The organism is Rossellomorea sp. LJF3, assembly GCF_037046045.1.
In the GTDB taxonomy this organism is placed as follows: Bacteria; Bacillota; Bacilli; order Bacillales; family Bacillaceae_B; genus Rossellomorea.
This window is the reverse complement of sequence record NZ_JBANLY010000002.1, coordinates 119,156-142,936: the sequence shown is the minus strand read 5'-3', so window position 1 is coordinate 142,936 and position 23,781 is coordinate 119,156. Positions and strand designations below refer to the sequence as shown.

Annotated in this window: 22 protein-coding genes; 16 read left to right on the top strand and 6 right to left on the bottom strand. The window is 43.8% G+C overall.

Features of this window, described 5'->3' with window-relative positions; translation table 11 throughout:
- The first annotated feature begins 966 nt into the window (after nucleotides 1-966).
- The 4 genes from V8G47_RS03165 to V8G47_RS03150 all read left to right on the top strand — a co-directional run bounded on the left by V8G47_RS03165 (nucleotide 967) and on the right by V8G47_RS03150 (nucleotide 4,245).
- Complete coding sequence (locus tag V8G47_RS03165) at nucleotides 967-1,710, top strand: ABC transporter ATP-binding protein (RefSeq protein WP_336198848.1); 744 nt, start codon at nucleotides 967-969, stop codon at nucleotides 1,708-1,710.
- Complete coding sequence (locus V8G47_RS03160; RefSeq protein WP_336198847.1) at nucleotides 1,703-2,929, top strand: ABC transporter permease; 1,227 nt, start codon at nucleotides 1,703-1,705, stop codon at nucleotides 2,927-2,929. The genes V8G47_RS03165 and V8G47_RS03160 overlap by 8 nt, the downstream gene beginning before the upstream one ends.
- A gap of 62 nt (nucleotides 2,930-2,991) precedes the next feature.
- A complete protein-coding gene (locus V8G47_RS03155) occupies nucleotides 2,992-3,696 on the top strand; it encodes an EcsC family protein (RefSeq protein ID WP_336198846.1) in 705 nt (234 codons plus the stop codon).
- A gap of 141 nt (nucleotides 3,697-3,837) precedes the next feature.
- Nucleotides 3,838-4,245, top strand: coding sequence for a DoxX family protein (locus V8G47_RS03150; RefSeq protein WP_336198845.1), 408 nt, complete (start codon nucleotides 3,838-3,840; stop codon nucleotides 4,243-4,245).
- Between the two features lie 40 nt (nucleotides 4,246-4,285).
- Here V8G47_RS03150 and V8G47_RS03145 read toward each other — a convergent pair whose 3' ends face one another.
- Nucleotides 4,286-5,488, bottom strand: a complete 1,203-nt coding sequence (locus V8G47_RS03145; RefSeq protein WP_336198844.1) for a M20 family metallopeptidase — start codon at nucleotides 5,486-5,488, stop codon at nucleotides 4,286-4,288.
- A 95-nt stretch (nucleotides 5,489-5,583) separates the two neighbouring features.
- On the opposite strand from V8G47_RS03145, the gene V8G47_RS03140 reads away from it, so the two are divergent.
- The gene (locus V8G47_RS03140) at nucleotides 5,584-6,177 is read left to right on the top strand and encodes a phosphatase PAP2 family protein (protein WP_336198843.1); all 594 of its coding nucleotides are present in this window, start codon (nucleotides 5,584-5,586) and stop codon (nucleotides 6,175-6,177) included.
- A gap of 38 nt (nucleotides 6,178-6,215) precedes the next feature.
- On the opposite strand, the gene V8G47_RS03135 is transcribed toward V8G47_RS03140, so the two are convergent.
- The gene (locus tag V8G47_RS03135) at nucleotides 6,216-7,613 is read right to left on the bottom strand and encodes a hypothetical protein (protein ID WP_336198842.1); all 1,398 of its coding nucleotides are present in this window, start codon (nucleotides 7,611-7,613) and stop codon (nucleotides 6,216-6,218) included.
- A gap of 236 nt (nucleotides 7,614-7,849) precedes the next feature.
- On the opposite strand from V8G47_RS03135, the gene liaF reads away from it, so the two are divergent.
- Genes liaF through V8G47_RS03120 form a run of 3 tightly spaced genes read left to right on the top strand, consistent with a single transcriptional unit; the run spans nucleotide 7,850 to nucleotide 10,388 of the window.
- Nucleotides 7,850-8,662: a cell wall-active antibiotics response protein LiaF gene (gene liaF / locus V8G47_RS03130; RefSeq protein ID WP_336198841.1), complete on the top strand. Its 813-nt coding sequence runs from the start codon at nucleotides 7,850-7,852 to the stop codon at nucleotides 8,660-8,662.
- A gap of 19 nt (nucleotides 8,663-8,681) precedes the next feature.
- On the top strand, nucleotides 8,682-9,716 hold the full coding sequence (locus V8G47_RS03125; RefSeq protein ID WP_442970789.1) for a histidine kinase: 1,035 nt from the start codon (nucleotides 8,682-8,684) through the stop codon (nucleotides 9,714-9,716).
- A gap of 18 nt (nucleotides 9,717-9,734) precedes the next feature.
- A complete protein-coding gene (locus V8G47_RS03120; RefSeq protein WP_336198839.1) occupies nucleotides 9,735-10,388 on the top strand; it encodes a response regulator transcription factor in 654 nt (217 codons plus the stop codon).
- A 99-nt stretch (nucleotides 10,389-10,487) separates the two neighbouring features.
- Here the strand turns inward: V8G47_RS03120 and V8G47_RS03115 are convergent, their stop codons facing one another.
- Both V8G47_RS03115 and V8G47_RS03110 read right to left on the bottom strand, forming a co-directional pair.
- Nucleotides 10,488-11,063 carry a cysteine hydrolase family protein gene (locus V8G47_RS03115; protein WP_336198838.1) on the bottom strand — a complete coding sequence of 192 codons (576 nt, stop codon included), beginning with the start codon at nucleotides 11,061-11,063 and terminating at the stop codon, nucleotides 10,488-10,490.
- Between the two features lie 144 nt (nucleotides 11,064-11,207).
- The gene (locus tag V8G47_RS03110; RefSeq protein ID WP_336198965.1) at nucleotides 11,208-11,714 is read right to left on the bottom strand and encodes an antibiotic biosynthesis monooxygenase family protein; all 507 of its coding nucleotides are present in this window, start codon (nucleotides 11,712-11,714) and stop codon (nucleotides 11,208-11,210) included.
- A 769-nt stretch (nucleotides 11,715-12,483) separates the two neighbouring features.
- Here V8G47_RS03110 and hemE point away from each other — a divergent pair.
- The 3 genes from hemE to hemY all read left to right on the top strand — a co-directional run bounded on the left by hemE (nucleotide 12,484) and on the right by hemY (nucleotide 16,048).
- Complete coding sequence (hemE, locus tag V8G47_RS03105) at nucleotides 12,484-13,512, top strand: uroporphyrinogen decarboxylase (protein ID WP_336198837.1); 1,029 nt, start codon at nucleotides 12,484-12,486, stop codon at nucleotides 13,510-13,512.
- Nucleotides 13,513-13,602: 90 nt separating this feature from the next.
- Nucleotides 13,603-14,535, top strand: coding sequence for a ferrochelatase (gene hemH / locus V8G47_RS03100; protein WP_336198836.1), 933 nt, complete (start codon nucleotides 13,603-13,605; stop codon nucleotides 14,533-14,535).
- 115 nt (nucleotides 14,536-14,650) lie between these two features.
- Nucleotides 14,651-16,048, top strand: coding sequence for a protoporphyrinogen oxidase (gene hemY / locus V8G47_RS03095; protein WP_336198964.1), 1,398 nt, complete (start codon nucleotides 14,651-14,653; stop codon nucleotides 16,046-16,048).
- A gap of 112 nt (nucleotides 16,049-16,160) precedes the next feature.
- Here the strand turns inward: hemY and V8G47_RS03090 are convergent, their stop codons facing one another.
- The gene (locus tag V8G47_RS03090; protein WP_336198835.1) at nucleotides 16,161-17,567 is read right to left on the bottom strand and encodes a LysM peptidoglycan-binding domain-containing protein; all 1,407 of its coding nucleotides are present in this window, start codon (nucleotides 17,565-17,567) and stop codon (nucleotides 16,161-16,163) included.
- Between the two features lie 188 nt (nucleotides 17,568-17,755).
- Between V8G47_RS03090 and V8G47_RS03085 the strand changes: the two genes are divergently transcribed.
- From V8G47_RS03085 to V8G47_RS03075, 3 genes are all read left to right on the top strand, one after another.
- Complete coding sequence (locus tag V8G47_RS03085; protein ID WP_336198834.1) at nucleotides 17,756-18,328, top strand: TetR/AcrR family transcriptional regulator; 573 nt, start codon at nucleotides 17,756-17,758, stop codon at nucleotides 18,326-18,328.
- Nucleotides 18,329-18,453: 125 nt separating this feature from the next.
- Nucleotides 18,454-20,652, top strand: a complete 2,199-nt coding sequence (locus V8G47_RS03080) for a YhgE/Pip domain-containing protein (protein WP_336198833.1) — start codon at nucleotides 18,454-18,456, stop codon at nucleotides 20,650-20,652.
- Nucleotides 20,653-20,799: 147 nt separating this feature from the next.
- A complete protein-coding gene (locus tag V8G47_RS03075; RefSeq protein ID WP_336198832.1) occupies nucleotides 20,800-21,552 on the top strand; it encodes a FixH family protein in 753 nt (250 codons plus the stop codon).
- Between the two features lie 63 nt (nucleotides 21,553-21,615).
- Here V8G47_RS03075 and yhfH read toward each other — a convergent pair whose 3' ends face one another.
- Nucleotides 21,616-21,750 carry a protein YhfH gene (yhfH, locus tag V8G47_RS03070; protein ID WP_079533738.1) on the bottom strand — a complete coding sequence of 45 codons (135 nt, stop codon included), beginning with the start codon at nucleotides 21,748-21,750 and terminating at the stop codon, nucleotides 21,616-21,618.
- Between the two features lie 196 nt (nucleotides 21,751-21,946).
- On the opposite strand from yhfH, the gene V8G47_RS03065 reads away from it, so the two are divergent.
- On the top strand, nucleotides 21,947-22,681 hold the full coding sequence (locus V8G47_RS03065; protein WP_336198831.1) for an MBL fold metallo-hydrolase: 735 nt from the start codon (nucleotides 21,947-21,949) through the stop codon (nucleotides 22,679-22,681).
- An 11-nt stretch (nucleotides 22,682-22,692) separates the two neighbouring features.
- On the top strand, nucleotides 22,693-23,679 hold the full coding sequence (locus V8G47_RS03060) for a lipoate--protein ligase (RefSeq protein ID WP_336198830.1): 987 nt from the start codon (nucleotides 22,693-22,695) through the stop codon (nucleotides 23,677-23,679).
- Nucleotides 23,680-23,781 lie beyond the last annotated feature (102 nt).

The window sequence follows — 23,781 nt, the reverse complement described above, 5'->3', positions numbered from 1 at the left end:
CATGAATGACTCTGTGCAAACTGACCATCCCCTTATCTTGTAGGCTAAAGAAAGCTTAGTAAGAAAGTTGATTTAGTCAAAATGTGCTTTAACAAACACCTCATTTATCAAATTTTTGATGAAATGAATTGGGTGAGTGTGTCATTCACTAAAGAAGACGACGAATCCTTCAAGTCGCAAACAATAGTGAAATCGGTTAGCTGGTCTTTAACAACCATCCCCTTTTTCTTATTGCTGGCCCCTTCTGATAATATATTGTGCATTCTTGGGGATGGTTATGAATGCTAAAATGTGGAAGTGTGCTATTTAACCGGTTGTCTTGAAAATTTCCACCTGAGAAGTGAGTGCTGGTTGATTTCCGCTGCAGGTGCTCGCTTTCCGCGGGGCGTGAGTTGAGCCTCCTCGGGCTTTGCCCTGCGGGGTCTCAACTTTCCCGCTATTCCCGTCGGAGTCGAGCACCTTCCGCTACAATCAACTTTCCAAGTGAAGTGTTTAACTAAAACAATGTAATGGCGTGATTGATATGAATACACCATTCTTATCCTTTTAGTTGCAGTAATAACTCATCCTGCTAATACTTCCAAACGACCGAACATTCGAAAACTAAAGTCTGTGTATGAATAACCAAAGCCCGGTGAAACGGACTTTTTGCAATCTAAAGCACATTCAGTTACAGCAGGATCTAGCTATTGATTGGAGTGCAAGACGAAGACTCCTGCGGGAAAAGCGGAATAGGTAAGACCCCGCAGGAGCGAAAGCGACGAGGAGGCTTGCCTTCCGCCCCGAGGAAAGCGAAGTCTTGCACGGAAATCAATAGCGGTGTAACAAGTGATCCTAATTAATAATTTGATTATTCATCATTCCAGCCTCTAGGGGGAAAAAGATCCATATTCAAAACATGCCTTTGCTTTAAAGTTTTGATAAAATAGAAATAATACATATAGAAGAGAAAGGACGTTGCTGCTCGTGTCGTTATTAGAAATTAAGCATCTTGTCGGCGGGTATACAAGGAAGCCGGTTTTGAAGGATATAACATTCTCCATTGACTCTAATGAAATTGTCGGGTTAATCGGATTGAATGGGGCAGGTAAGAGTACGACCATCAAGCATATCATCGGTTTGATGGAGGCGAAACAAGGGGAGGTATCCATCAATGGCCATACGTTGAAAAAGGATGCCGATCAATATCGCAAGCAATTCTCATACATACCGGAAACACCGATTTTATATGATGAACTAACCCTGGAAGAGCACCTGAAACTTACGGCCATGGCCTACGGATTATCAGATGCGGAATATAAGGGAAGAATCGATAAATTGTTGAAAGCGTTTCGCATGGAGAAGAAGATGAGCTGGTTTCCTGCCCATTTTTCAAAAGGGATGAAACAAAAAGTGATGATCATGTGTGCCTTTCTTATCCAGCCCAGTCTGTACATCATCGACGAACCATTTGTCGGATTGGACCCACTCGGGATCCAGTCGTTACTTGATTGGATGCAGGAGATGAAACAAAATGGGGCGGGCATCCTGATGTCTACCCACATATTAGCTACTGCCGAAAGATATTGCGATTCATTCATCATCCTTCATGAAGGGGAAATCCGGGCAAAGGGGACTTTAGAAGAGCTTCGCAGGGAGTTTACGATGCCTGAAGCCACCTTAGATGATATTTATATCCAGCTGACAAAGGAAGAATCCCATGATGAATAACGTGGAGGGCATCTGGAAAAAGAGGATTGTAGAGTATAACCAGGAACTTCAAAAGTATTTGAAGTACATGTTCAACGATCATTTATTATTTGTCCTGATTTTCGCTTTGGGGGGCGCGGCATTTACGTATAACCAGTGGGTGAAGACACTCGAGCCCACATTCCCGGCCCCTCTCATCATGTCAGTCGTACTGGGTCTCTTATTGGCGTGGAGTCCTGTTTACACATTCTTCCGTGAAGCGGATGCTGTATTTCTTCTACCTTTAGAAGAACGTTTATCAGGTTATTTCAGGAAATGCATTTGGATCAGCTTCATGTTTCAATCATACATTCAACTGCTTGTCCTGGCTGCCCTTATGCCTATGTATGTAGCTGTATCCGGAAACAGTTTCAGAAGCTTCTTTCCGTTACTTGGCTTAATATTGATCATGAAAATATGGAATCTCTATGTTCGCTGGTTCATGTTGAGGTTTCAGGAGAGGGAAGCTCACCTGACGGACTACCTTGCCCGTTTTCTATTGAATGCGGCTCTTTTGTTCCTTGTTTTATCAGGAGCCGACCTTTGGATGACACTCGTCGTGGCCGCCTTGATGCTCGGCTATGCATTTTATTTCCATCAAGCAACAAAGGGTAAGAACCTTAAATGGGATTTATTGATCAATCTTGAAGAGCAGCGCATGCTGATCTTTTATCGCATCGCCAATATGTTCACGGATGTTCCAAAGCTGAAAGGGAAAGTGCACCGGAGAAAATGGCTGGACTGGCTTGTGAAGGCTCCTTTCTCGCAAGCATCAACATATCGCTATTTATATCTTCGCTCGCTTGTGAGGACAAGTGAATATTCAGGTCTGTATATACGCTTGACCCTGATCGGTGTGTTGCTGATTTATTCCAATTCATCTTTCGTCTTCAGTATCCTGACAGCTATGGTATTTCTTTATTTGACAGCTTTTCAGATGATTCCATTATTCAAACGCTTTGACTATAAGATCTGGGTACTCATTTACCCCGTTTCAAGGGAATTGAAGACATCATCTTTTCAGAAAATCATGAGCCAGTCGATGATGATTCAGGCGCTTGTGTTTTCCCTGCCCCTTTTTGTAAGGGGAGAGTGGCTACCGGGATTGATCACGCTGCTTGCAGGCTTAACCTTCTCCATCTTTTTCAGTCAGTTCTACCTGGTTCAAAGGTTGAAGAAGATGGAAGAAACGCTTTTTTAATGAAACAGGGAAGATTAACATAATATGAGTAAAGGCTGACGAAAAAGGATGGTGGTTCTAAAGTGAACCATGAGAGAGAAGAGCTTGAACAGTGGAAACGAAGATACACCAGGAAATCGTCCATATTTAAGAGGGTTTCCAAACAGGCCCAAACGAAAGTGAATGAGTGGATACCTGAGAAAGCGCATAAAGTTGTCACGGAAAGCATCAAGAAAATGGTGGAGGTCACTCTGAACGGCAGCGAATGGGTGTCCCTTCAGACAATTCCCTATAGACCTGAGCTACAGGAACGGGAAGTCGTGATGAAGGAACGAATGGAATTTTACCGAAAAGCTGCCACCATCGAAGGGGCGGGAACCGGGGCCGGGGGGATCTTCCTTGGTCTTGCGGATTTCCCATTGCTTTTGTCCATTAAGATGAAATTTTTAAGTGAATGCTCCCTGATCCATGGTTATGACCCAAAACAATATGAGGAACGTCTATTTCTTCTGTATGTTTTTCAACTTGCATTCTCAAGTGATACTCATAAGAAGAAGGTCCTCTCCATCATTGAGAATTGGGAGGATGAAAAAGAAAAGCTGAAGGAACTTGACTGGAAAACCTTTCAACAGGAGTATCGGGATTACATCGATTTGGTGAAGATGCTCCAGCTCATCCCGGGAGTCGGGGCTGTTGTGGGTGCCTATGCGAATTATCAGCTATTGGATCAGCTTGGTGAGGTGGCAAAATTTGCTTATCGGATTCGCTACTTTCATGCATTAGAATAGTAACGTATGAAGGTCGATCGTCATGATCGGTCTTTTTTTGTTGGGGTCATTGTGATTACAAACCCATTTTTTTATTTCAGCAATGACTTCATGTATAGTGATAAAGGTAGGGTAAATTGTGTTTAGTGAGGAGTGGAATAGATGAATAAACGGAAAAAAGCATGGAAGATGGTCGGGCTCATTTTATTCTCCTTCTTCTTCTTTCTGGCAGGGGTCTTTCATTTCATTGAAGCTCAAGGATTTGCGGAAATGGTCCCTGCGTTTATTCCTTTAAGGGAAGAGCTTGTTTATATTACAGGAATCATTGAATTTATTCTGTCAGTCTTGCTGTTGATTCCGAAGACCCGGGAAAAAACCGGGATCATCACCGCGATTTATTTAGTTCTTGTATTTCCTGCAAATATCTACGCAGCCATTAAAGGAATTCCTGCCCCGGGACAGGAAGATGCCAATCAACTGCTGCTTTGGGTAAGGCTATTGTTTCAGCCCCTCTTGATCTGGTGGGTGTTGGTGGTCAGTAAAATTGAAAAGAATCATCGCTTTTATTAAAAAAGAAGGATGGGACGCGAGCGTCCGATCCTTCTTTGCGTTATTTCGGAACGGCTTCCGAAACGGAATGTTTATCCTGGTAGTGAATGGTTGCACTTGCCAATGATTTTGCTGCAATGAGAAGCGCTTTTTCGTTAAGATCGAACTTGGGGTGGTGGTGTGGGTAGGCCGTTTCCACATTGTCGGGCTTGGCTCCCGTAAAGAAGAAAGTGCCTTTTACATGTTCTAAATAAAAGGCAAAATCCTCACCGCCCATTTGCATTTCGATTTCTTCCACTGTATGTACTTCATCCACAGTATCTGCACTTTGAATGAACAGGTCTGTCTCCTCAGGGTGATTGACAACGGCTGGATACCCCCGCTCATATACATATTCATAATCACAGCGGCCGGAAAGGCAGGCCCCCTTCAGGATCTGTTCGATTTCTTCTTCAATAAAGTCCCTGACTGCTGGATTGAAGGTCCGTACCGTTCCAATCAATTTAGCTGAATCGGCTATGACGTTGAACGCATTATCAGCTATAAAGGAGCCGATCGTCAAGACGGCTGGATCAATCGGGTTTACTCTTCTGCTGACGATTTGTTGAAGTTCTGCAACAACTTGGGCTCCGATCACGATGGAATCCTTCGTCTTGTGAGGCTGTGCCCCGTGCCCACCGGATCCTTTAATGACAATTTCAAACCGGTCCGCAGCGGCCATGATCGGACCTGTTCGGTGAAGGACCTTCCCAAGCGGTTCGGTTGCCCATAAATGGGTGCCAAAGATCACATCCACATCTTCGAGGCAACCCGCTTCGATCATGGACTTAGCTCCTCCCGGTGCATATTCTTCAGCGTGCTGATGTATGAGAACGACCGTGCCTGAAAGGGTTTCGCGCATTTCATGAAGGGTTTTCCCTAATACCAGAAGTGACGCGGTATGGCCGTCATGACCACAGGCGTGCATGACACCTGGAACGGTGGAACGATATTCCACTTCCTTTTCATCCTGTATGGGAAGGGCGTCAAAGTCTGCACGGAGAGCTACGGTCTTACCGGGGAGAGCACCTTCAACTCTCGCTACCACACCATTGCCGCCGACTTGTTCTTGAACGGGGACCCCGATCTTTTTGTAGTAATCCGCAATATACTTTGCCGTATTTCTTTCTTGGAAGGATAACTCCGGATGTTGATGAAGAAATCTCCTGATTTTAACCATTTCTATCCAACAATCTTCTAATTTCTGATATAATTCATTCAGCAAGTCCCCAACCTCCTAATGTTTGGTGAATATTACGAATATTATAACACTAAATATGTACTGGGAAGAGGGATTAGTGAAATTCAAGGAGGGATCCGATGAATAAAATCTTTACCATTACAGCAATCATTTCATTTGTACTTTTTATGACTATTGCACATTTTGTTTATCATGACATGGAGATTTTCGGAGAGGATTATCTTCTGACAAACATGGGCGGCTTGAATGTATTAGAATCATTTTCTGTGATAGGGACGGAACTGGTAATCGGAATTGCCACAATCGCATTGATCCTGTTCCTTTGGTGGGTTAAAAAAGATTACGCAGGGATCATCACTGTCGTGGTATTGGTTGCGGGAAGTAACGTCCTGAATAAAGCCATCAAAGCTTTAATGGAACGTGAAAGACCACCATTTTCCCATGGAGAAGAAGGATTCAGCTTTCCCAGCGGTCATGCCATGGTGGGAATTGTTTTTCTGCTGGTCATCGCTTATTTCATCAGTAAAGAGATATCGACCCTGGGAATAAAAGTTACGATCTTCACCTTGGCCGTCATCCTTTCCCTGTTGGCAGGATTCAGCCGTGTAGCGGAACAGGCTCACTATCCTACTGATGTTGCTGCCGGTTTCCTTCTGGGTTACTCGTTTTTCGTGCTATCTATCTTCCTATATGAGAAGCGCCCTGCAAAATAAGAGGGACGGACCTTCGGGGAAGGTCCGTCCCTCTGTCTTTAGATTAAAAACATCGCTACGATGGTAGTTGCGATCAGTCCGATGACGACTGGGAGCATATTTCGCCTGGCAAGTTCGAATGGGTCGACGCCGCAGATGGCTGCTGCCGGAATGAGTGCCCATGGTACAAGGGTTCCGCCACCGACCCAGATAGCTGCCACCTGACCAAGGGCCGTTAGGGTAGCGATGCCGGATCCGATACTTTCAGCAAATAAATTTGCCACGGAACCGGCAAGTGAAATCCCCGAGAAGCCTGATCCATCAAGTCCAGTGATGGCACCGACCGTCGTAAGGGTAATTGCACCCACCGCCTTGGAAAGCGGAACGGCGGCAGCAAGGGATGCACCCAGGTCATTGACGATTCCATGTGATGTTGCTGGAAGAAAATCCCCAATGATCGTTTGAAACCCTGAGTCACCTAAATAGAAGAAAGCAGCAATTGGTATGACCGGACCGAATACCTTAAACCCGAACTGAAACCCGTCAATCATGAAACTGGTCGTTTTCTCTAATCCTTTTCCTTTATAGGCGGCCAATGAAATCAATAAGAGTATGATGATGGAGGTTCCCCCTATAAGTGCGGTTGCATCCCCACCTTGCAGATCAAATAGAACCATTGCCGTAATATCAGCAGCGAATAAAATAGGGATGAGAATCGCAATCGCCTTTTTCCAACGGGATGATAAAAGGTCATGTGAAGGATCCTGCTCAGGATCAATGGCAGCAAGGGAGCTGGAATCGACCGTAAGGATCCCTTTTTTCATATCTCGCTTAAGGAAGATGAATGCAGTAACGGTCGTGACCACTCCCATGACGATGATGAGGGGAATACTTGCCGAAATAACTTCAGAGACAGGGATACCTGCAGCGTCTGCCGTCAGCTTTGGAGCAGCCTGGATGACAAAGTCACCTGAAAGGGCGATTCCGTGACCGAATAAGTTCATGGCCATGGCGATGCCGAGGGCGGGCAATCCGACCCGTAAGGCAACGGGTACCAACACGGCTCCTAATAGGGCCACTGCGGGGGACGGCCAGAAAAACCACGAAATGAACATCATCACAAGACCTATTGTCCAGTACGCAAGGGCAGGGGTGCGGATTAACTTAGTGAACGGTCGGATCATCACATCATTAATCCCTGTCGACGTCAGTCCTTTACTCATGGCAACGATGATGGAAATGACGAGAATGGTTGAAAGTAATTCAGTGATGGCAAAGATGAAGCTATTAAATATACTACTGATCGACCCACTGATCGATCCCGTAGCAATCAAAGCGATACTGAAGATCCCGAGAATACATACGATGGTCGTGTCCTTTCGGAAAATCATAAATAGGATGATCAACCCTATGAAAACTAAATAAATCCAATGAAGAGCAGTCAAATCAATCCCCATTAGAATACCCCCTCAATGTTTCAAACTTTGGGCATTTGCCCTGATCTGTACTATAGATTATGAAAATGCAAATAAGGTGTGATACAGGGTAGAAACATTTTTTCAGCCTCTGGACTGAGGGTGAATCATTCCGATGCTCGTCAAACAACCATGGAAATTAATCTATAATGAAAGAAGCAACAGGAATAGACGTTGTCAATAGCGAAAGCTATAAGTGATGTGAAGGTGGTGCCAGTATGAGATACAAAGGAAGAAAGCAATGGTTTTTCTCATTTTTGCTGATGGTGATAGGATTGTGGCTATTATTACTGAATATAGGTGTCATTTCCTTGGAAATAACGCAGATATTTGTCAATATTATTCCTATTTTGTTATTGCTGCTGGGCTTGAAGTGGTCAGGAGACAGCTTTTTGAAAAAAAGCTTCGGCAAATTACTATTCGGCCTTTTCAGCCTGGCGCTTGGGGTGCTGATCCTCTTGGATAAATACGATGTGTTGGTTTTCGATTACGGGAACTGGTGGAAGTTATGGCCGGTTATCATTATTTCCATTGCGATTCATCGGATTGTGAGGAATAAACCGATTCAAGTGAGTATAAGCAGTGATTATCCTTTTGATAAGTCAGCTGAACCGGCTCGTGAAGGACAACCGCTGAGTGAAAAGATACTCCAGAAGAAAAACAAGATAAATAGAGGGTTTATCGTCGGGGATATCCGTTTCTCAGAACCGAACTGGCCCCTGGAGAATATGAAACTTTACAATGCCATCGGAGATTACTATTTTGATTTCAGTGAAGCCTTCATTCCTGAAGGGGAAACACCTATTGATATCAAAGGTTGGATTGGCGATGTGAAGATGATCATTCCGGAAAATGTCCCTGTGGAAATCACTTTGAAGGTGCAGGTGGGGGATGTGAAGTTGTTTGATCAGAAATCTGCTGATATCCGTTCTGAACTGTATTATCGATCACCAGGTTATATCGAGGCAAGTAAAAAAATTAAACTGACGATTGATGTGAAAATCGGTTCGATCCGGATTACCAGGATATAAAGGTAGCGTTAAAGGAGGAATGAGATTGAATAAAACCTCAAATATCCGAAATTGGATCTTCAAGAGCTTTTTGATGATGGCTGTCATGACCATTCTACTTTTTTTTATCGTTTTGCAAGTCTATCTGTTCCTTTCAGAGGATCCCAGTATCTCTCTTAAACTTTCCATTTATTTAACCACGTGGTTGGGCCTTATTTTATTCCTATTAAGCATTTATTTCGGTTTTCGTACAGGGTATACATTCAAAGGCAGAATCGATGATATATCCACCTTCGTCACCTTACTCCGAAGTGGAAAGTTCTCTGCCAGGGTGGACAGATATGAGCATGATGAGCTCGGGATTTTATCGGATGAATTGAATCAGCTTGCGGTATTCATTCAGGAACAGGTGAAATCACTTCAGAGGCTGGCAGATGAAAAGTCGGAGCTTGCCGATCAGGCTCACCAGGCTGCGGTCATGGAGGAAAGGCAGAGGCTTGCCAGGGATTTGCATGATTCTGTCAGCCAGCAATTATTTGCACTGAATATGCTTTCTTCCGCGGCGCAAAAAAGCATAGGGACTGATTATAAAAAGGTTGAAATCATCGTGAAACAAGTAGCCGACATTGCAGGGAAGGCCCAAGGTGAGATGAGGGCCCTTCTTCTTCATCTGCGACCGATCGACTTAAGGGGTGAAAGTCTTCGTGAAGCGTTAACCATCTTAATCAGAGAATTGAAGGAAAAAACACAAATTGAGATCGATGCCACCCTGGATGGTATGGAAGACTTATCGAAAGGTACTGAAACTCATATGTTCAGGATCATCCAGGAAAGTCTTTCAAATATCCTCCGTCACTCGGAAGCAACGAAAGTAAAGATTGTGACGGAGAAAAAAGGGGGCTTTGTCACATTGTATATCAGTGACAACGGTAAGGGATTTAACCTAAAGGAAAATAAGATGACCTCGTATGGACTTCAAACGATGAGAGAGAGGGCGGAGGAAATTGGAGGACTATTTCAGATTCGCTCCAAAGAAAAAGAGGGAACGTATATCGATCTCCGCATCCCGGTCTAATTCAAAGGGGGAAGACAATTGGATAAGATAAAGGTAATGATTGTAGATGATCACGAGATGGTACGGCTGGGCATGAAAACCTATTTACTGACAGAAGATCGGATTGACTTTCTTGGAGAAGCGAAAAGTGGAAATGAAGCGGCTCGACTTGCCAAGCTGTATATGCCCGACGTCATATTAATGGATTTATTAATGGAGAATGGGAATGGCATCGAAGCCACAAGGAAAATCCTATCCTTTCATCCTCACTGTAAAATTATCATCCTTACAAGCTACTATGACGATGAAAAGGTGTTTCCTGCCATCGAAGCAGGTGCTCATAGTTACTTATTGAAGACGGCCAGTGCAGAAGAAGTAACCGGGGCGGTTTATAAAGCGGTTAAGGGTGAATCGGTCATAGCATCCAAAGTTGCCGATAAGATGCTGAACCGATTCCGCCCCCAGGAAAAAAAGCCTCATGAAGAGTTAACGACAAGGGAAATGGATGTGTTGAAATGCTTGGGTGATGGGCTGACGAATCAGGAAATTTCTGAAGAATTATTTATCGGGATCAAGACCGTCAAGACCCATGTGAGTAATATCTTGAGTAAGCTTGGAGTCGCAGACCGGACCCAGGCGGCCATTTATGCGAATCGAAACGGGATACTCCATAAAGCCGGAAGGAAAGAGTAGAGAAGTTATATGAAAGGCAGAAAGCAGAATGGGCTTAGTCAAAAGGAATGAAATCATTCCTTTTGACTAAGCCCATTCTGCTAAAAACGAAAATGATGATTAAAAAATGACCGGCTTAGTTAATTTCAATTTTGATGATAGCAGGGAATCCGTTGAAGAAATGGAAGCAAATTCATGATGAAGATTTGCCAGAGACAAGCCATGAACAATTTCAGCGGAAAATAGGGAACCGTCAAAGGAATAGGTTTCAAAGCATGCAGTGGCATCATAAGGAACCGTCACTTCATATCCCAGATCCGCAGCCATACGGACAGTAGTGGATATACCGTGATTCGTTGTGAACCCCATTACAACAAGGGATTTATATTTTTCCCGTTTTAAATATAAATCCAGATCTGTATCGATAAAAGCGCTATTGCCGTGCTTAATGATGTGTTTTTCCTTTTGTACAGGACGGAAAGACTCTATAAAATCAAAACCTCTTGAACTTGAATGAAGTGGTGATTCCATATCGAAAGAAGAATGTTGCACGTGTACAACCGGCCAGGCTTTTTCTCTCCAACCGTGCAAAAGCTGATAAGCGTTCTTTTCCATACAGGGATTATTACGCTTTCCCCTTGAAGAATCACTATATGCCTTTTGAAAATCAATCAAAAGCAAACATGTTTCACTCATCGGAACTCCTCTCCTTTCATTCAGGATGTCTGTAACCAATACGATTAAGTATACTGTTAATCATTTGTAATTATGTATGTACACCTTCACTGCAATTGTAAAGATTGAAAAGAAAAAAGCTGCCTGAATTTAGGCAGCTTTTCTTCAGGATTGACCCGAAACATAGTATTTACTTACATAGGAAGCGCGTGGGAAGATATCCTTTTGATTATCGATTCCTTCTTCAGTGCCCCTCTTTGCATGGGCCTTCTCGTATTGCTTGGATTCCTGCCAGCCAAGGAAGCTCCGTTCATCCTCCCAAAGGGTCATGATCACATATGTATCGTTGTCCAGTGGTCTAAGAACCCGAATCGCGGTAAACCCTGGTACCTCTTCAATCAGACCGGCACGGTTTTTAAAGCGGTATTCAAAAAGCGGCCTGCCTTCGTCTGATACGGGGATGTTGTTGAATACCACGTATCCTTTGCTTTCAAGTTCACCTGATTGATCAACAATTTCATAGCTGCGAGGGGATTCAAAGACACTTTCCCCGCTTGTTTCATGTAAAAGCAGTGCATCTTCGCCCTGCATTAAGATCATCTTTTCACCTGCATGCTGATTCATTAGTTTCTGTAGGAAGTCATGTGTTCCCGTCGTCATATATAGCTTCATCCAAATCACCTCAATAAAGTAGTCACTTCTACTATACTCTTCCCTTTTCTTTCTCTCTTGTAACATGAAAGATGGATATTTTTTCACCACCCTTCAAAAATCGGCAAATTTATGACATTTTCCCTTGATAACTATACAATTCTCCCTAAAACGTCTATAGTTTAAAAGGGTTACAATCTGTACGTTCTCTAACAAACTTTGAATTTGCTAAAGGCTCTGTCAATCAGAGTGTGGTAGATGGTGAGGGGAACCGCTTCGCTTTCCGGCGGACGAACGGCCGAGCCTCCTCAGCTTTCGCTTCCGGGGTCTCGACACGCCCGTTTTCCGCGGGAGTCTACGCAGTTCCCCTCACCATCTTAATCGGGAAAGACTTGACAGAGCCCTATAAATGACACGACAGTCAAAAAAGTATCTCTACTAAATTATTTGGAAATGACAATAAGGAATAAATTGGTTTTGTTAAATTGGTCAAAGAATTGTTTTTAGTTTGAAGTAAAAAACGATACTTAGAAAGTTGATTGAAGCGGAAGGTGCTCGACTCCTGCGGGAAATGCGTGAAAGTTGAGACCCCACAGGGCTTTAGCCCGAGGAGGCTCAACTCACGCCCCGCGGAAAGCGAGCACCTGCAGCGGAAATCAACCACTACTCGCTTCATTAACAGCAACAACGTTTGAACATACAGCTAATAGAAATGACAATTTTAGAATCTACTCAAATTAGTTTACAATAGGGTTAATGGAGTTACATAGAAAGGTGGACGAACAAAGGTATGAAACAGATGAATGATACTTTTTTACGAGCGGCAAGGGGAGAGAAAACGGAGTATACTCCGGTTTGGTATATGAGACAAGCGGGTCGTTCACAGCCTGAATACAGGAAGATCAAGGAGAAATATTCCCTATTTGAGATCACGCACCAACCTGAACTTTGTGCATATGTGACTAGGCTTCCTGTGGAACAATATGATGTCGATGCAGCAATTCTTTACAAGGATATCATGTCACCGCTTCCTTCAATTGGAGTGGATGTCGAGATTAAATCAGGCATCGGCCCTGTGATTGATAATCCTATCCGTACGACTGCGGATGTTGAAAAGCTTGGGGAAATCAATCCTGAACAGGATGTTCCTTACGTATTGGACACAATCAAATTACTGACACAGGAACAATTGTCGGTCCCATTGATCGGATTTGCCGGTGCTCCGTTTACGATGGCAAGCTATATGATTGAAGGCGGCCCTTCTAAAAACTATAATAAAACAAAAGCGTTCATGTACGCAGAACCACAAGCTTGGTTTGCTTTAATGGATAAATTGGCAGCGATGACAATCACCTACGGAAAAGCCCAAATCAAAGCAGGGGCGTCTGCCTTCCAAATATTCGACTCCTGGGTAGGCGCATTGAATGTACAGGATTATCGCACATTCATCAAGCCGGTCATGGAAAGGATCTTTAATGAACTGAAGGAAGAGAATGTACCATTGATCATGTTTGGTGTCGGAGCAAGCCACCTTGCGAATGAATGGCATGATCTCCCCATCGATGTAGTCGGACTTGATTGGAGATTGCCGATCAGGGAAGCAAGGGAAAGAGGCATCTCCAAAACGGTGATGGGTAATCTGGATCCTGCGATCCTGCTGGCACCATGGGACGTAATTGAAGAAAAAGCCAAAGAGATCCTGGATCAAGGGAAGGACCTAAGCCACATTTTCAACCTCGGACACGGAGTATTCCCTCAAGTCAATCCAGATACATTAAAGCGATTAGCAGCCTTTGTACATGAATACAGTGCCAGGTAGAGAACATTCACACATATCTATAAATGGATTCTATGAAAGAAACATGGCACAATAATGTAATGTATGAAACTGACAATGAGGTGAAATGGGATGTCAAAGAAGAAAATGGGTCTATTGGTGATGGCCTATGGTACACCATATAAAGAAGAAGATCTGGAACGCTACTATACACATATCCGCCATGGAAGAGTCCCTTCCAGTGAACTGCTTGAAGACCTGCGGGGACGTTACGAGGCGATCGGGGGGATTTCCCCACTGGCGAAGATCACCCTTGATCAGGCGAAAAGCCTGGAGGAACGTTTAAATGCGGTTCAAGACAACATTGAATTTAAAATGTATCTTGGGTTAAAGCATATCGAACCATTCGTAGAAGACGCAGTGGAACAAATGCATAATGACGGCATTGAAGAAGCGGTTTCCATCGTACTCGCCCCTCATTTCTCAACGTTCAGCGTCAAATCGTACAATGGACGTGCGAAAGAGACGGCGGAAAAGCTTGGCGGTCCAAAGATCACATCGATTGAAAGCTGGTATGAGGAACCTAAATTCATTCAGTACTGGGTGGACAGGGTGAAGGAAACGTTTGCAGAAATGAGTGATGAAGAGCGAAATAAAGCGGTACTCATTGTTTCTGCACACAGCCTTCCTGAACGCATTCTGCAGTCCGGCGATCCTTATCCGAAGCAATTAGAGGAAACGGCGAAGATGATCGCTGAGGGAGCCGGTGTCACGGAATATGCAGTTGGCTGGCAAAGTGAAGGGAATACTCCAGACCCATGGATCGGGCCTGACGTCCAGGACCTGACAAGGGATCTTCACAAGGAAAAAGGCTACACTACTTTTGTTTATACACCGGTAGGCTTTGTGGCTGATCACCTTGAAGTACTCTATGACAATGATTATGAATGTAAAGTCGTCACAGATGATATCGGAGCTACTTACTATCGTCCGGAAATGCCGAACGCCAAACCGGAATTCATTGATGCCATGGCAGATGTCGTGTTAAAACACCTTAAAAAATAGTTTCCCGTTTTTGGCTTTACAGGAAGGACTGAAGCGAGTGGGTTCACTCTCAACGCTTTAGTCCTTCTCTATTATTGGATACGAAGATATTTTGTTAAAGAAGGCGATGAACGTGTTGGAACAACAAAACAAAAAGATTGTAGTCGTAGGCGGGGGGATCACCGGTTTAACCACGGCCTACTATCTGCAACAGAAAATCAAGGAAGATAATCTCCCCATCGAAGTAAAACTGGTAGAAGCCACCCACCGATTGGGCGGGAAGGTCCAAACCCTTAAAAAAGACGGCTATATCATCGAAAAGGGACCGGATTCTTGTTTGTCAAGCAAAACGGAAATCTCCCGTTTAGCGGAAAAACTGGGTATGGAGGACAAGCTCGTCCGAAATCGGAAAGGCACGTCCTACTGTATAGCCGGTGGTGAACTCTATCCAATTCCCGGGGGATCCATCGTAGGGATTCCAACCCAAATCGCCCCTTTCATCACAACAAGTTTATTTTCACTATCAGGAAAAATGAGGGCTGCAGCGGATTTTATCCTTCCGCGCTCCCAGGAAAGAGAAGACCAGTCATTGGGTAAATTCTTCAGGAGGAGAATGGGGGATGAAGTTGTTGACCATTTGATCGAACCGCTCTTAACGGGCATATTCGCCGGGGACATCGATCAATTAAGCTTAATGTCTACATTTCCGCAACTCTATGAATTGGAACAGAAACATCGCAGTTTAATAGCCGGCATCAAAAAGAGCGGACAATCCGGGGAATCGAACGAAGAAGGGAACTTCCTGACTTTTACAGAGGGTCTCCAATCATTGATCGATGCCATGGAAGCAAGTTTGGAACCAAATACCGTATACAAAAGCATGAAGGTAACCAACATAGAAAAAGAAGTCAGCAATGATTATACAGTCACTTTCACGAACGGGGATCAAGTGGAAGCAGACAGCGTCATCGTCACGACTCCCCATCACGTATTGCAATCCATGTTTCCCTCCTATCCATTCTTACATTTTTTAAAGGAGATGCCTGCCACCTCAGTGGCGACGGTTGCAATGGGATTCTCACAGGAGGCCATAAAAAAAGATATCGCAGGAACAGAATTCCTGGTCTCCAGAAATAGCGATTACTCCCTGACTGCGGGAACGTGGACACATAAAAAATGGCCACACACGGCTCCGGAAGGAAAAGCATTATTGCGCTGCTACCTTGGCAAGTCCGGTGATGAAACCATCGTGGATTTATCCGACGACCACATCGAGCAAATCGTGCTCGATGATTTGAGTAAGATCATGGAAATTGAAGGTCAGCCTGATTTCACGATCGTCTCACGTTATAAAAACTCCATGCCTCAATACACGGTGGGGCACAGGGAACGTATTCAAAGTATGTATGATCAAGCAGAGGCCGCTTTGCCGGGAGTATTCATTGCTGGGAGTTCATACGATGGATTGAGTATTCCCGATTGCATCGGGCAGGGGGAGAGGACCGTAGCGAAAGTGCTGGATTATTTGAACTAATCATTTTGAAGGCTGCCGGGAAACTGGTGGTCTTTTTTTTGAGTGGCATGCGGAGTGTTCTCTATGCCTCACTCTCCAGATGAAACAAAGCACCCTCTAATGAAGGTGCATCCTACTTCACTACCCGATATCTTGAATGCTGAAGCACCCAATTCTGTGGAAAGGCAGAACCCAGAACCCAGTAGCTCAGCCCCCTTAATCTATAGTCGTCCACGACCATTTGCTTTGCCAGCATGCTTCTTGCATCTTCGAACCAGACTTCATGCTGCTGCCCGGTTTCATCCCAATACTTGAAGAATGGAGACTGATACTGGTCATTGTATTGAATGCGGACCCCGTATTTGCTTGCAAGGTCTATGGCACCCTGGGGAGAAACGGATTTCGCAAAGGTCCCGTCCACCCATGGTACTTTCCAATCACGGCCATATAAGGGAGCCCCCATGAGGATTTTATTACGGGGTATGACCGTCACGGCGTAGTCCAGTACTTTTTTTACTTCATTAATGGGTGCGATCGCCCATGGTTTCCCCCCTGCCCATCCCCACTCATAAGTCATAAGGACAACAAAGTCAACAATTTCGCCGTGAGCCTTATAGTCATGGGCTTCGTATAATAAGCCTTTTTGATCTCCCCTGATTTTCGGTGCGAGTGCCGTTGAGACAGAATAGCCTTTTGGTTTTAATGCTGAGACGGTCCTCTTTAAAAAGGAATTATAATTTTCCCTGTCTTCGGGGTAAACGTATTCGAAGTCAATGTTCAAGCCTTTATAACCTTTTGTCTCCAGTTTCTTCTGAATGGAAGAGATTAACGTATTTTGCAGTGAATCGTTTCTTAAGATCGTTGCAACAAGATCGGAGTTGAATTTGCCGTCTACATAATTGGTCAGAACCAATAGGGGGTCGACATGTTGATTATCCGCAGCCGAAATAAGGCCGGTATCGTTCAGTTCGGTAATCGTTCCTTCTTTTGTGATGGAGTGGGTAAAAGGAGCAAGGTATGTGAAGTAGCTTCCCAGCCCATTCACTTCGGCAACTCCTTGACTGTCAGTCCTCGTGGTGTATGCATTTACCTCGATCAACGGTTTCGTGTTCGGGATCCGAATCTGTTGGTTAGGGTAGATAAGGGATGGATTCGAGATGGCATTCGCATTTAAAATCTCTTGCATGGGAACTTTATAATTATAGGAAATGGTATAAAGGGTATCGCCTGTTCGAACCCTGTGAATGAAAGCAGGCATTACGATCAACTGACCGATAAATAGTGTGGAAGGGTCGGAAATCTGGTTGAATGTCTGTAGTTCATTGGGATCCATATGATACTTTTGACTGATTTTATACAACGTATCACCTGGCTGAACGATATATTCTTTTAAAGGTTCCGGGATGAGAAGACTTTGTCCGATAACGAGTATATTTGGGTTCTTTAATTGATTTCCATAAGCGATCTGGTTCATCTCAACCCCGTACCTCGATGCGATCGACCAGAGTGAATCCCCGCTTTTTACTGCGTAAATATTCATATGACACCTCCTGAACGGTATTATACCTATAGCCTATTCAAGAGGGCTTATTCGATATGAAAGAACGGGGATAAAGAAAATGAAAAATATCACTTGTGTAATGATCGAAGATGTGATAAATTTATCAATGTTAACAGAATGACTAAATTACAAATATAGTCAAACGGTCAAATGGAAGGAGCGAGTTCATGGCGATTGATCGAAGGAAACAGATCCTCGAGGCAGCTACCAATTCTTTTTCATTGTTTGGGTATAAAGCCACGACGATGGATCAAGTAGCTAAAATAGCGAATGTGGGAAAAGGAACGATTTATACGTTCTTTAAGAATAAGGAAGAATTATTCGACGAGATTGTATCATCGTTAATTAATGAAATGACCCTTGAAGCAGAAGAAGTGATTGATCCGGAAGCTACATTTTCTGAAAATGTCCACCGTGCGTTGTTTCGTCTTCTCGAATTTCGCAAAGAGCATAAGCTGACGATCAAGTTATATCAGGAAGCCCGTGAAATGGGAACACCTGCTGTATCCGAGGTCATTGACCGCATGGAAAAAGTGGTCATAGAATTCTTAAGTCACCGAATTGAAAAGGCCATTCTCTCAGGAGCGATTAAGCCCTGCAATCCGGAAATGACAGCATTCGTCCTGTTGAAGCTATACGTTTCATTGATCTTCGATTGGGAACGTGCACATGGTCCACTTGATAAAGATGAAATAGCCCATCTGTTTGAGCTATATATTATTAAAGGGTTATCAAATTGATAGTCCTTCATTTTTAGGAAAAAATGACCAATTGAATGAAATAGTCATTTATTTTTTGCCTTTCAATGACCGTTTGGGTTTATTGGTCAATAGTTCAATTATTTGAATAATAATAGGAGGATAATATGAAGAAATCATTTATTGGTTCAGAATTCAAAGCGATTTTTCGCAACAAGAAGCTGCTCATTCCAATACTAGCCGTGCTCTTTATTCCTGTACTGTACAGCGGAATGTTCCTTTGGGCATTCTGGGATCCATACGAGCAGCTTTCAGATCTTCCTGTAGCTGTTGTGAACAGTGACCAGGGAGCAGAGTTTGACGGTAAGGAGTTGCACATCGGATCGGAGCTTGTTGATAAGCTGAAGGAAAGCGATCAGTTCGATTTTCATTTCGTGGATAAAAAAGAAGGATACAAGAATCTGGAGAAACAAGACTACTATATGCTTGTAGAAATTCCAGAGGACTTCTCTGAAAATGGCACAACATTGTTAGAAGATAATCCTCAAAAGCTTTCTCTGAAATATGTCCCGAATGAAAGCTTTAACTTCTTATCTGCTCAAATCGGGGAAACGGCCATGAAAGAAATCAAAGCGAGTCTTTCTAAATCCGTTTCAGAAACGTATGCAGAAACAATGTTTAGTAAGATTCAGGAAATGGGAGATGGTTTCCAGACCGCCAGTGACAAAGCAGGGGAAATCAACAACGGGGCCATTGATCTCTCTCAAGGTGCCAAGAAGCTAAAGGATAATTTAGCCGTCCTTGCTGAAAAGAACGTGGAGATGACAGACGGTGTGGCCAAAACCCGTGCAGGTGCCGAGAAACTCGCAAAAGGTTCTCAGGAACTATCTGACGGTGTCGGGGTCATGACGGATAAATCACAGCAACTATATAAAGGGACGCAGGATGTTCAAACCGGGTTGAATTCCCTTGCGGCCGGAATCGATAAAAGCAAGGCCGGTTTGGAACAGGTGGACGCTGGTCTCGATAGTGCTGTGGACAATACGGCTAAATTGCAGGCAGGTTCACAGACCCTTGCAGAAAAAATCGGTGCTTTGAAAGGTGGAGCCGATAGCGCTCAAGCAGGAGCTCAAGCGATTGGTGCCGGAGCTTCAAAGCTTGAAGAAGAATTGGCTCCATTCATGGGAAGCCTTCCGGAAGAAAAGAAGGCTGAACTTCAGGCAGCTATCGACCAGATCAAGCAGGGTGCATCCGGACTTCAGACAGGTACCGGGGCTTTAAGTAATGGTGCTGTTGAACTTCAAAAAGGAGCGAACTCTCTTGCCGGTGGAATCGGGGCATTAAATGATGGCCAGAAGAAACTCCAGGGTGGCGTCGATCAGCTCGTGGCCGGTTCAGCACAGCTTGACGAAGGTTCCAATCAACTTGTGGCAGGTCAAAACAAAGTGGTGGAAAACTACGGATTATTAAATCAAAAACTTGGAGACGTATACCAGGGAACGGTAGGTCTTGCTTCAGGAGCGAATGAACTCAGCTCAGGCCTTAACCGGGTATATGATGGATCCAATCAGCTTGCAGACGGATCCAGGAAACTCGCCGATGGTTCCACTGAGCTCGCAACCGGTTCAACGAAACTATCAGACGGGACAAAGGAATACGACTCGAAATTAAAAGATGCAGCAAAAGAAGCCAACAGTGTCAAAGCGGACGACGATACGTATGACATGATGGCGGGTCCAGTCGACGTGAAAAATGAGAAAATCAATCATGTTCCAAACTATGGAACAGGATTTGCTCCATATTTCTTATCTCTTGGACTATTCGTAGGTGCATTATTAATCTCGATTGTGTATCCACTCCGCGAACCATCCGGCCGCCCATCAAGCGGGATGAGCTGGTTCATGGGTAAATTCACAGTCCTGACGACAGTCGGGATCATCCAATCACTGATTGCAGCAGCGATCTTACTCTTTGGATTGGGTCTTGAAGTGGAAAGTGTACCATTATTCTTACTTTCTACTATTATTACAAGTCTTACATTCCTGGCATTGATTCAAATGCTGGTTACAATCCTTGGTGATCCGGGACGATTCGTCGCCATCATCATCTTGATTCTGCAATTGACAACGAGTGCCGGTACATTCCCACTTGAATTGATACCGACTGCACTTCAGCCAATCAGTGCACTGTTACCGATGACGTACTCCGTGTCAGCGTTCAAAGCGGTCATTTCAAGCGGAGATTTTGCCTTCATGTGGCAGAATCTATACATCCTGCTGGGATACTTCATTGTGTTCGTTGCATTGACAGCAGTGTTCTTTGTGGGATTATTCAAGAAACAATATTCGAAAACAGCAGAAGCATAAGGAAAAAAACGGCAGATGTCACACACATCTGCCGTTTTTTCTTCATAAAATGGACAAACCCCGGGTAAATATGAAGGTGTATACTAAATGGTGAGACGTACATAATGGTGATACATGAAAAGAGAATGCCTAAAGGAGAATGTGGTCATGAAGAAAATAAGCTTATTTATGCTGGTGGGTTTCCTTGCAGTGGTAATCGCGGCATGCGGAAATTCAAAAGATGATAACGGAGCAAAAAAGGATGAAAAACTGGAAGCGATCGACGCAAAGTTAGACGTTCCTGAAAAAGGAGAAAAAGGTAAACCCGTTTCCCTTTCCACGAAAGTCACTCAAGGTGATGAGAACGTCGACGATGCCGGTGAAGTGAAATATGAGATCTGGAAAAATGGTCAGAAAGACGAAAGCGAAATGATCGAAGCCAAGCACGAAAAAGGCGGGCTTTATAAAGCGGAAAAGACGTTTCAAGAAGATGGTCTGTATACAGTACAGGTCCATGTAACCGCAAGGGACATGCATACGATGCCGAAAACGGAAATTGCAATTGGAGAAGTAAAAGCCGGCGAACATAAGGAAGCGGGTGAAGATCACCACCATGGCGACCATGAAAGTACCGTTTCCATCCATTTGATGAAGACCGACAGGATTACCGCGGGTGAAGAAGCGGAAATGATGGTGCATGTAGAAAATAAAGAAGCTGCACTGGAAGACGCCAGAGTCCGTTTTGAAATTTATCAGGATGGTCAAGAAAAGCATGAATGGGTGGATTTGACCCAAGGTGAAAGCGGAGAATACAAAGGATCCTATACATTTCCGGAGAAAGGTTCCTATAATGTACAGGTCCATGTCACCAAAGGAGAAGAAATTCACGAACACACCATGGAAACAGTGGACGTACAATAATCATAAAAGGATGCTCTTCATTTTGAAGAGCATCCTTTTTAGTACCCCTTGATTTTCATACGCTTAGTATTCGTAGTCAGTCGTACATTTTTCGCAATAAATGCCGTAGCATTCATGCTGCTCCTCAATTGTATCTCCACATTGTGCACAAGACTTAGGCGGCAAATTTCGAAAGAACTCAACAATATTTTTTACCATGTTCATCACCCTCCGTAAATTTGTATTCACCCATCAATTGTTCGTGTTATATAACTGATGTGTTAATTTATTTTATTGTATTATAACAGTATGAGTTTCGTCAACAATTAATTCTAAAATGGGCGGAAAAAATGAAAAAATAGGCACAATGAAGTATAGTAGGGGTACAGACTAAAGTGAAAGGCGATGTTCAAACATGAAGTTAACCGTTATTGGTCAATGGGGCGGATATCCGAAAGCAGGTGAAGCGAGCACCGGGTATTTACTTGAATCCAATGGCTTTAAACTGCTGATTGACTGTGGAAGTGGTGTACTATCCCATCTTCAGCACCATATAGAAGCAACAGAGTTGGATGCAGTCCTTCTGTCCCACTATCATCCCGATCATGTGGCAGATATAGGTGTATTACAACACGCTTTATTGATTCAATACTTCCTGGGTAAAAACAAAGGTACACTGCCTGTATATGCCCATAGGGAAGATCAGCAAGGATACAATTCCCTTACATACAAAGATTTAATGACAGCCCACGAGTATACTGAGGACTCTTCTTTATCCCTTGGTCCCTTCACGGTAACGTTTGTGAAATCCAAGCATCCCGTTCCATGTTACGGAATGAGAATCGAAGCAGATGGGAAATCCCTCTTTTATACAGCAGATTCCGCCTTCAGGGAAGAATTTGTTTCATTCGGGCAGGATGCTGATGTGCTTCTGTGTGAGTGTAATTTCTATGGGGAGATGGATGCCTCGAACGCTGGTCATATGACTAGTCTGGATGCCGGGAAACTCGCTCAGAAAACCGGTGCACGGAATCTCATCCTCACCCATTTGCCTCATTTCGGCGACTTGGAGCAGTTAGTTACAGAAGCGAAAACGATTTATGGCGGTAATGTATCATTAGCAAAAAAAGATATGGTAGTAGAAATTTAGGAGGAAAAACGATGTTATTTATTGATAATAAAGGAATCACAGATCCGCGGATCAATCTTGCTATAGAAGAATATGCACTGAAGAACTTAGATATTAATGAGAGTTATTTATTATTTTACATCAATGAACCTTCCATCATCATCGGAAAGAACCAAAATACAATCGAAGAGATCAATACAGATTACGTAGAAAAACAGGGACTTCACGTCGTACGCCGCCTTTCCGGTGGGGGAGCCGTGTATCATGACCTGGGGAACCTGAACTTCAGCTTCATCACGAAAGATGATGGGGAGAGCTTTCACAATTTCAAAAAATTCACTGAGCCTGTTGTAACGGCCCTCCATAAACTCGGGGTGAAAGCAGAGCTGAGCGGTCGCAACGATATCATCGCAGAAGGCAGAAAGATCTCCGGGAATGCCCAGTTCTCCACTAAGGGTCGGATGTTCAGTCACGGAACGCTGCTGTTCGATTCCGAAATGGAAAACGTCGTGTCCGCTCTCCGGGTAAAAAAAGACAAGATCGAATCAAAAGGAATCAAATCAATCCGGAGCCGTGTGGCCAATATTTCCGAATTCCTGACGAAACAAATGACCATAGAAGAGTTCCGCTCAACCCTCCTTGATTTTATTTTCGACGGAAGCGACGTAGAAGAATATGTCCTGACGGAAGAAGACTGGAAGAATATCCATGAGCTTTCAAAGGAACGCTATCAGAACTGGGATTGGAACTATGGGAAATCACCAAAATTCAATCTCCAGCATTCCCACCGCTTCCCGGTCGGTTCCATCGATGTCCGCCTCGAAGTGAATAAAGGGAAGATCGATAATTGTAAAATCTTCGGTGATTTCTTCGGGGTGGGAAATGTAGAAGACATTGAAGAGAAGCTTTCTGGTACACGGTACGAGCGGAAAGACATTGCCGGGGCACTGGAAGGTGTTGATATCCAACACTATTTCGGTAATATCACGAAGGATGAATTCGTTGATTTGGTGTATTGATATAAATGGAAGAACCGTCCAAATTGGGCGGTTTTTTTACATCATTATACTTGTATTAATACTATTCTTTATATAGAATATATTTTGAATACTTTTAATAGT

Bases quoted from the DNA above. Each gene is read 5' to 3' on its own strand.
- V8G47_RS03160 (WP_336198847.1), top strand. From the start codon at position 1,703: ATGAATAACGTGGAGGGCATCTGGAAAAAGAGGATTGTAGAGTATAAC.
- V8G47_RS03150 (WP_336198845.1), top strand. From the start codon at position 3,838: ATGAATAAACGGAAAAAAGCATGGAAGATGGTCGGGCTCATTTTATTC.
- V8G47_RS03140 (WP_336198843.1), top strand. From the start codon at position 5,584: ATGAATAAAATCTTTACCATTACAGCAATCATTTCATTTGTACTTTTT.
- V8G47_RS03135 (WP_336198842.1), bottom strand. From the start codon at position 7,613: ATGGGGATTGATTTGACTGCTCTTCATTGGATTTATTTAGTTTTCATA.
- liaF (WP_336198841.1), top strand. From the start codon at position 7,850: ATGAGATACAAAGGAAGAAAGCAATGGTTTTTCTCATTTTTGCTGATG.
- V8G47_RS03125 (WP_442970789.1), top strand. From the start codon at position 8,682: ATGAGATTGAATAAAACCTCAAATATCCGAAATTGGATCTTCAAGAGC.
- V8G47_RS03115 (WP_336198838.1), bottom strand. From the start codon at position 11,063: ATGAGTGAAACATGTTTGCTTTTGATTGATTTTCAAAAGGCATATAGT.
- V8G47_RS03110 (WP_336198965.1), bottom strand. From the start codon at position 11,714: ATGAAGCTATATATGACGACGGGAACACATGACTTCCTACAGAAACTA.
- hemE (WP_336198837.1), top strand. From the start codon at position 12,484: ATGAAACAGATGAATGATACTTTTTTACGAGCGGCAAGGGGAGAGAAA.
- hemH (WP_336198836.1), top strand. From the start codon at position 13,603: ATGTCAAAGAAGAAAATGGGTCTATTGGTGATGGCCTATGGTACACCA.
- V8G47_RS03090 (WP_336198835.1), bottom strand. From the start codon at position 17,567: ATGAATATTTACGCAGTAAAAAGCGGGGATTCACTCTGGTCGATCGCA.
- V8G47_RS03085 (WP_336198834.1), top strand. From the start codon at position 17,756: ATGGCGATTGATCGAAGGAAACAGATCCTCGAGGCAGCTACCAATTCT.
- V8G47_RS03080 (WP_336198833.1), top strand. From the start codon at position 18,454: ATGAAGAAATCATTTATTGGTTCAGAATTCAAAGCGATTTTTCGCAAC.
- V8G47_RS03075 (WP_336198832.1), top strand. From the start codon at position 20,800: ATGAAGAAAATAAGCTTATTTATGCTGGTGGGTTTCCTTGCAGTGGTA.
- yhfH (WP_079533738.1), bottom strand. From the start codon at position 21,750: ATGGTAAAAAATATTGTTGAGTTCTTTCGAAATTTGCCGCCTAAGTCT.
- V8G47_RS03065 (WP_336198831.1), top strand. From the start codon at position 21,947: ATGAAGTTAACCGTTATTGGTCAATGGGGCGGATATCCGAAAGCAGGT.
- V8G47_RS03060 (WP_336198830.1), top strand. From the start codon at position 22,693: ATGTTATTTATTGATAATAAAGGAATCACAGATCCGCGGATCAATCTT.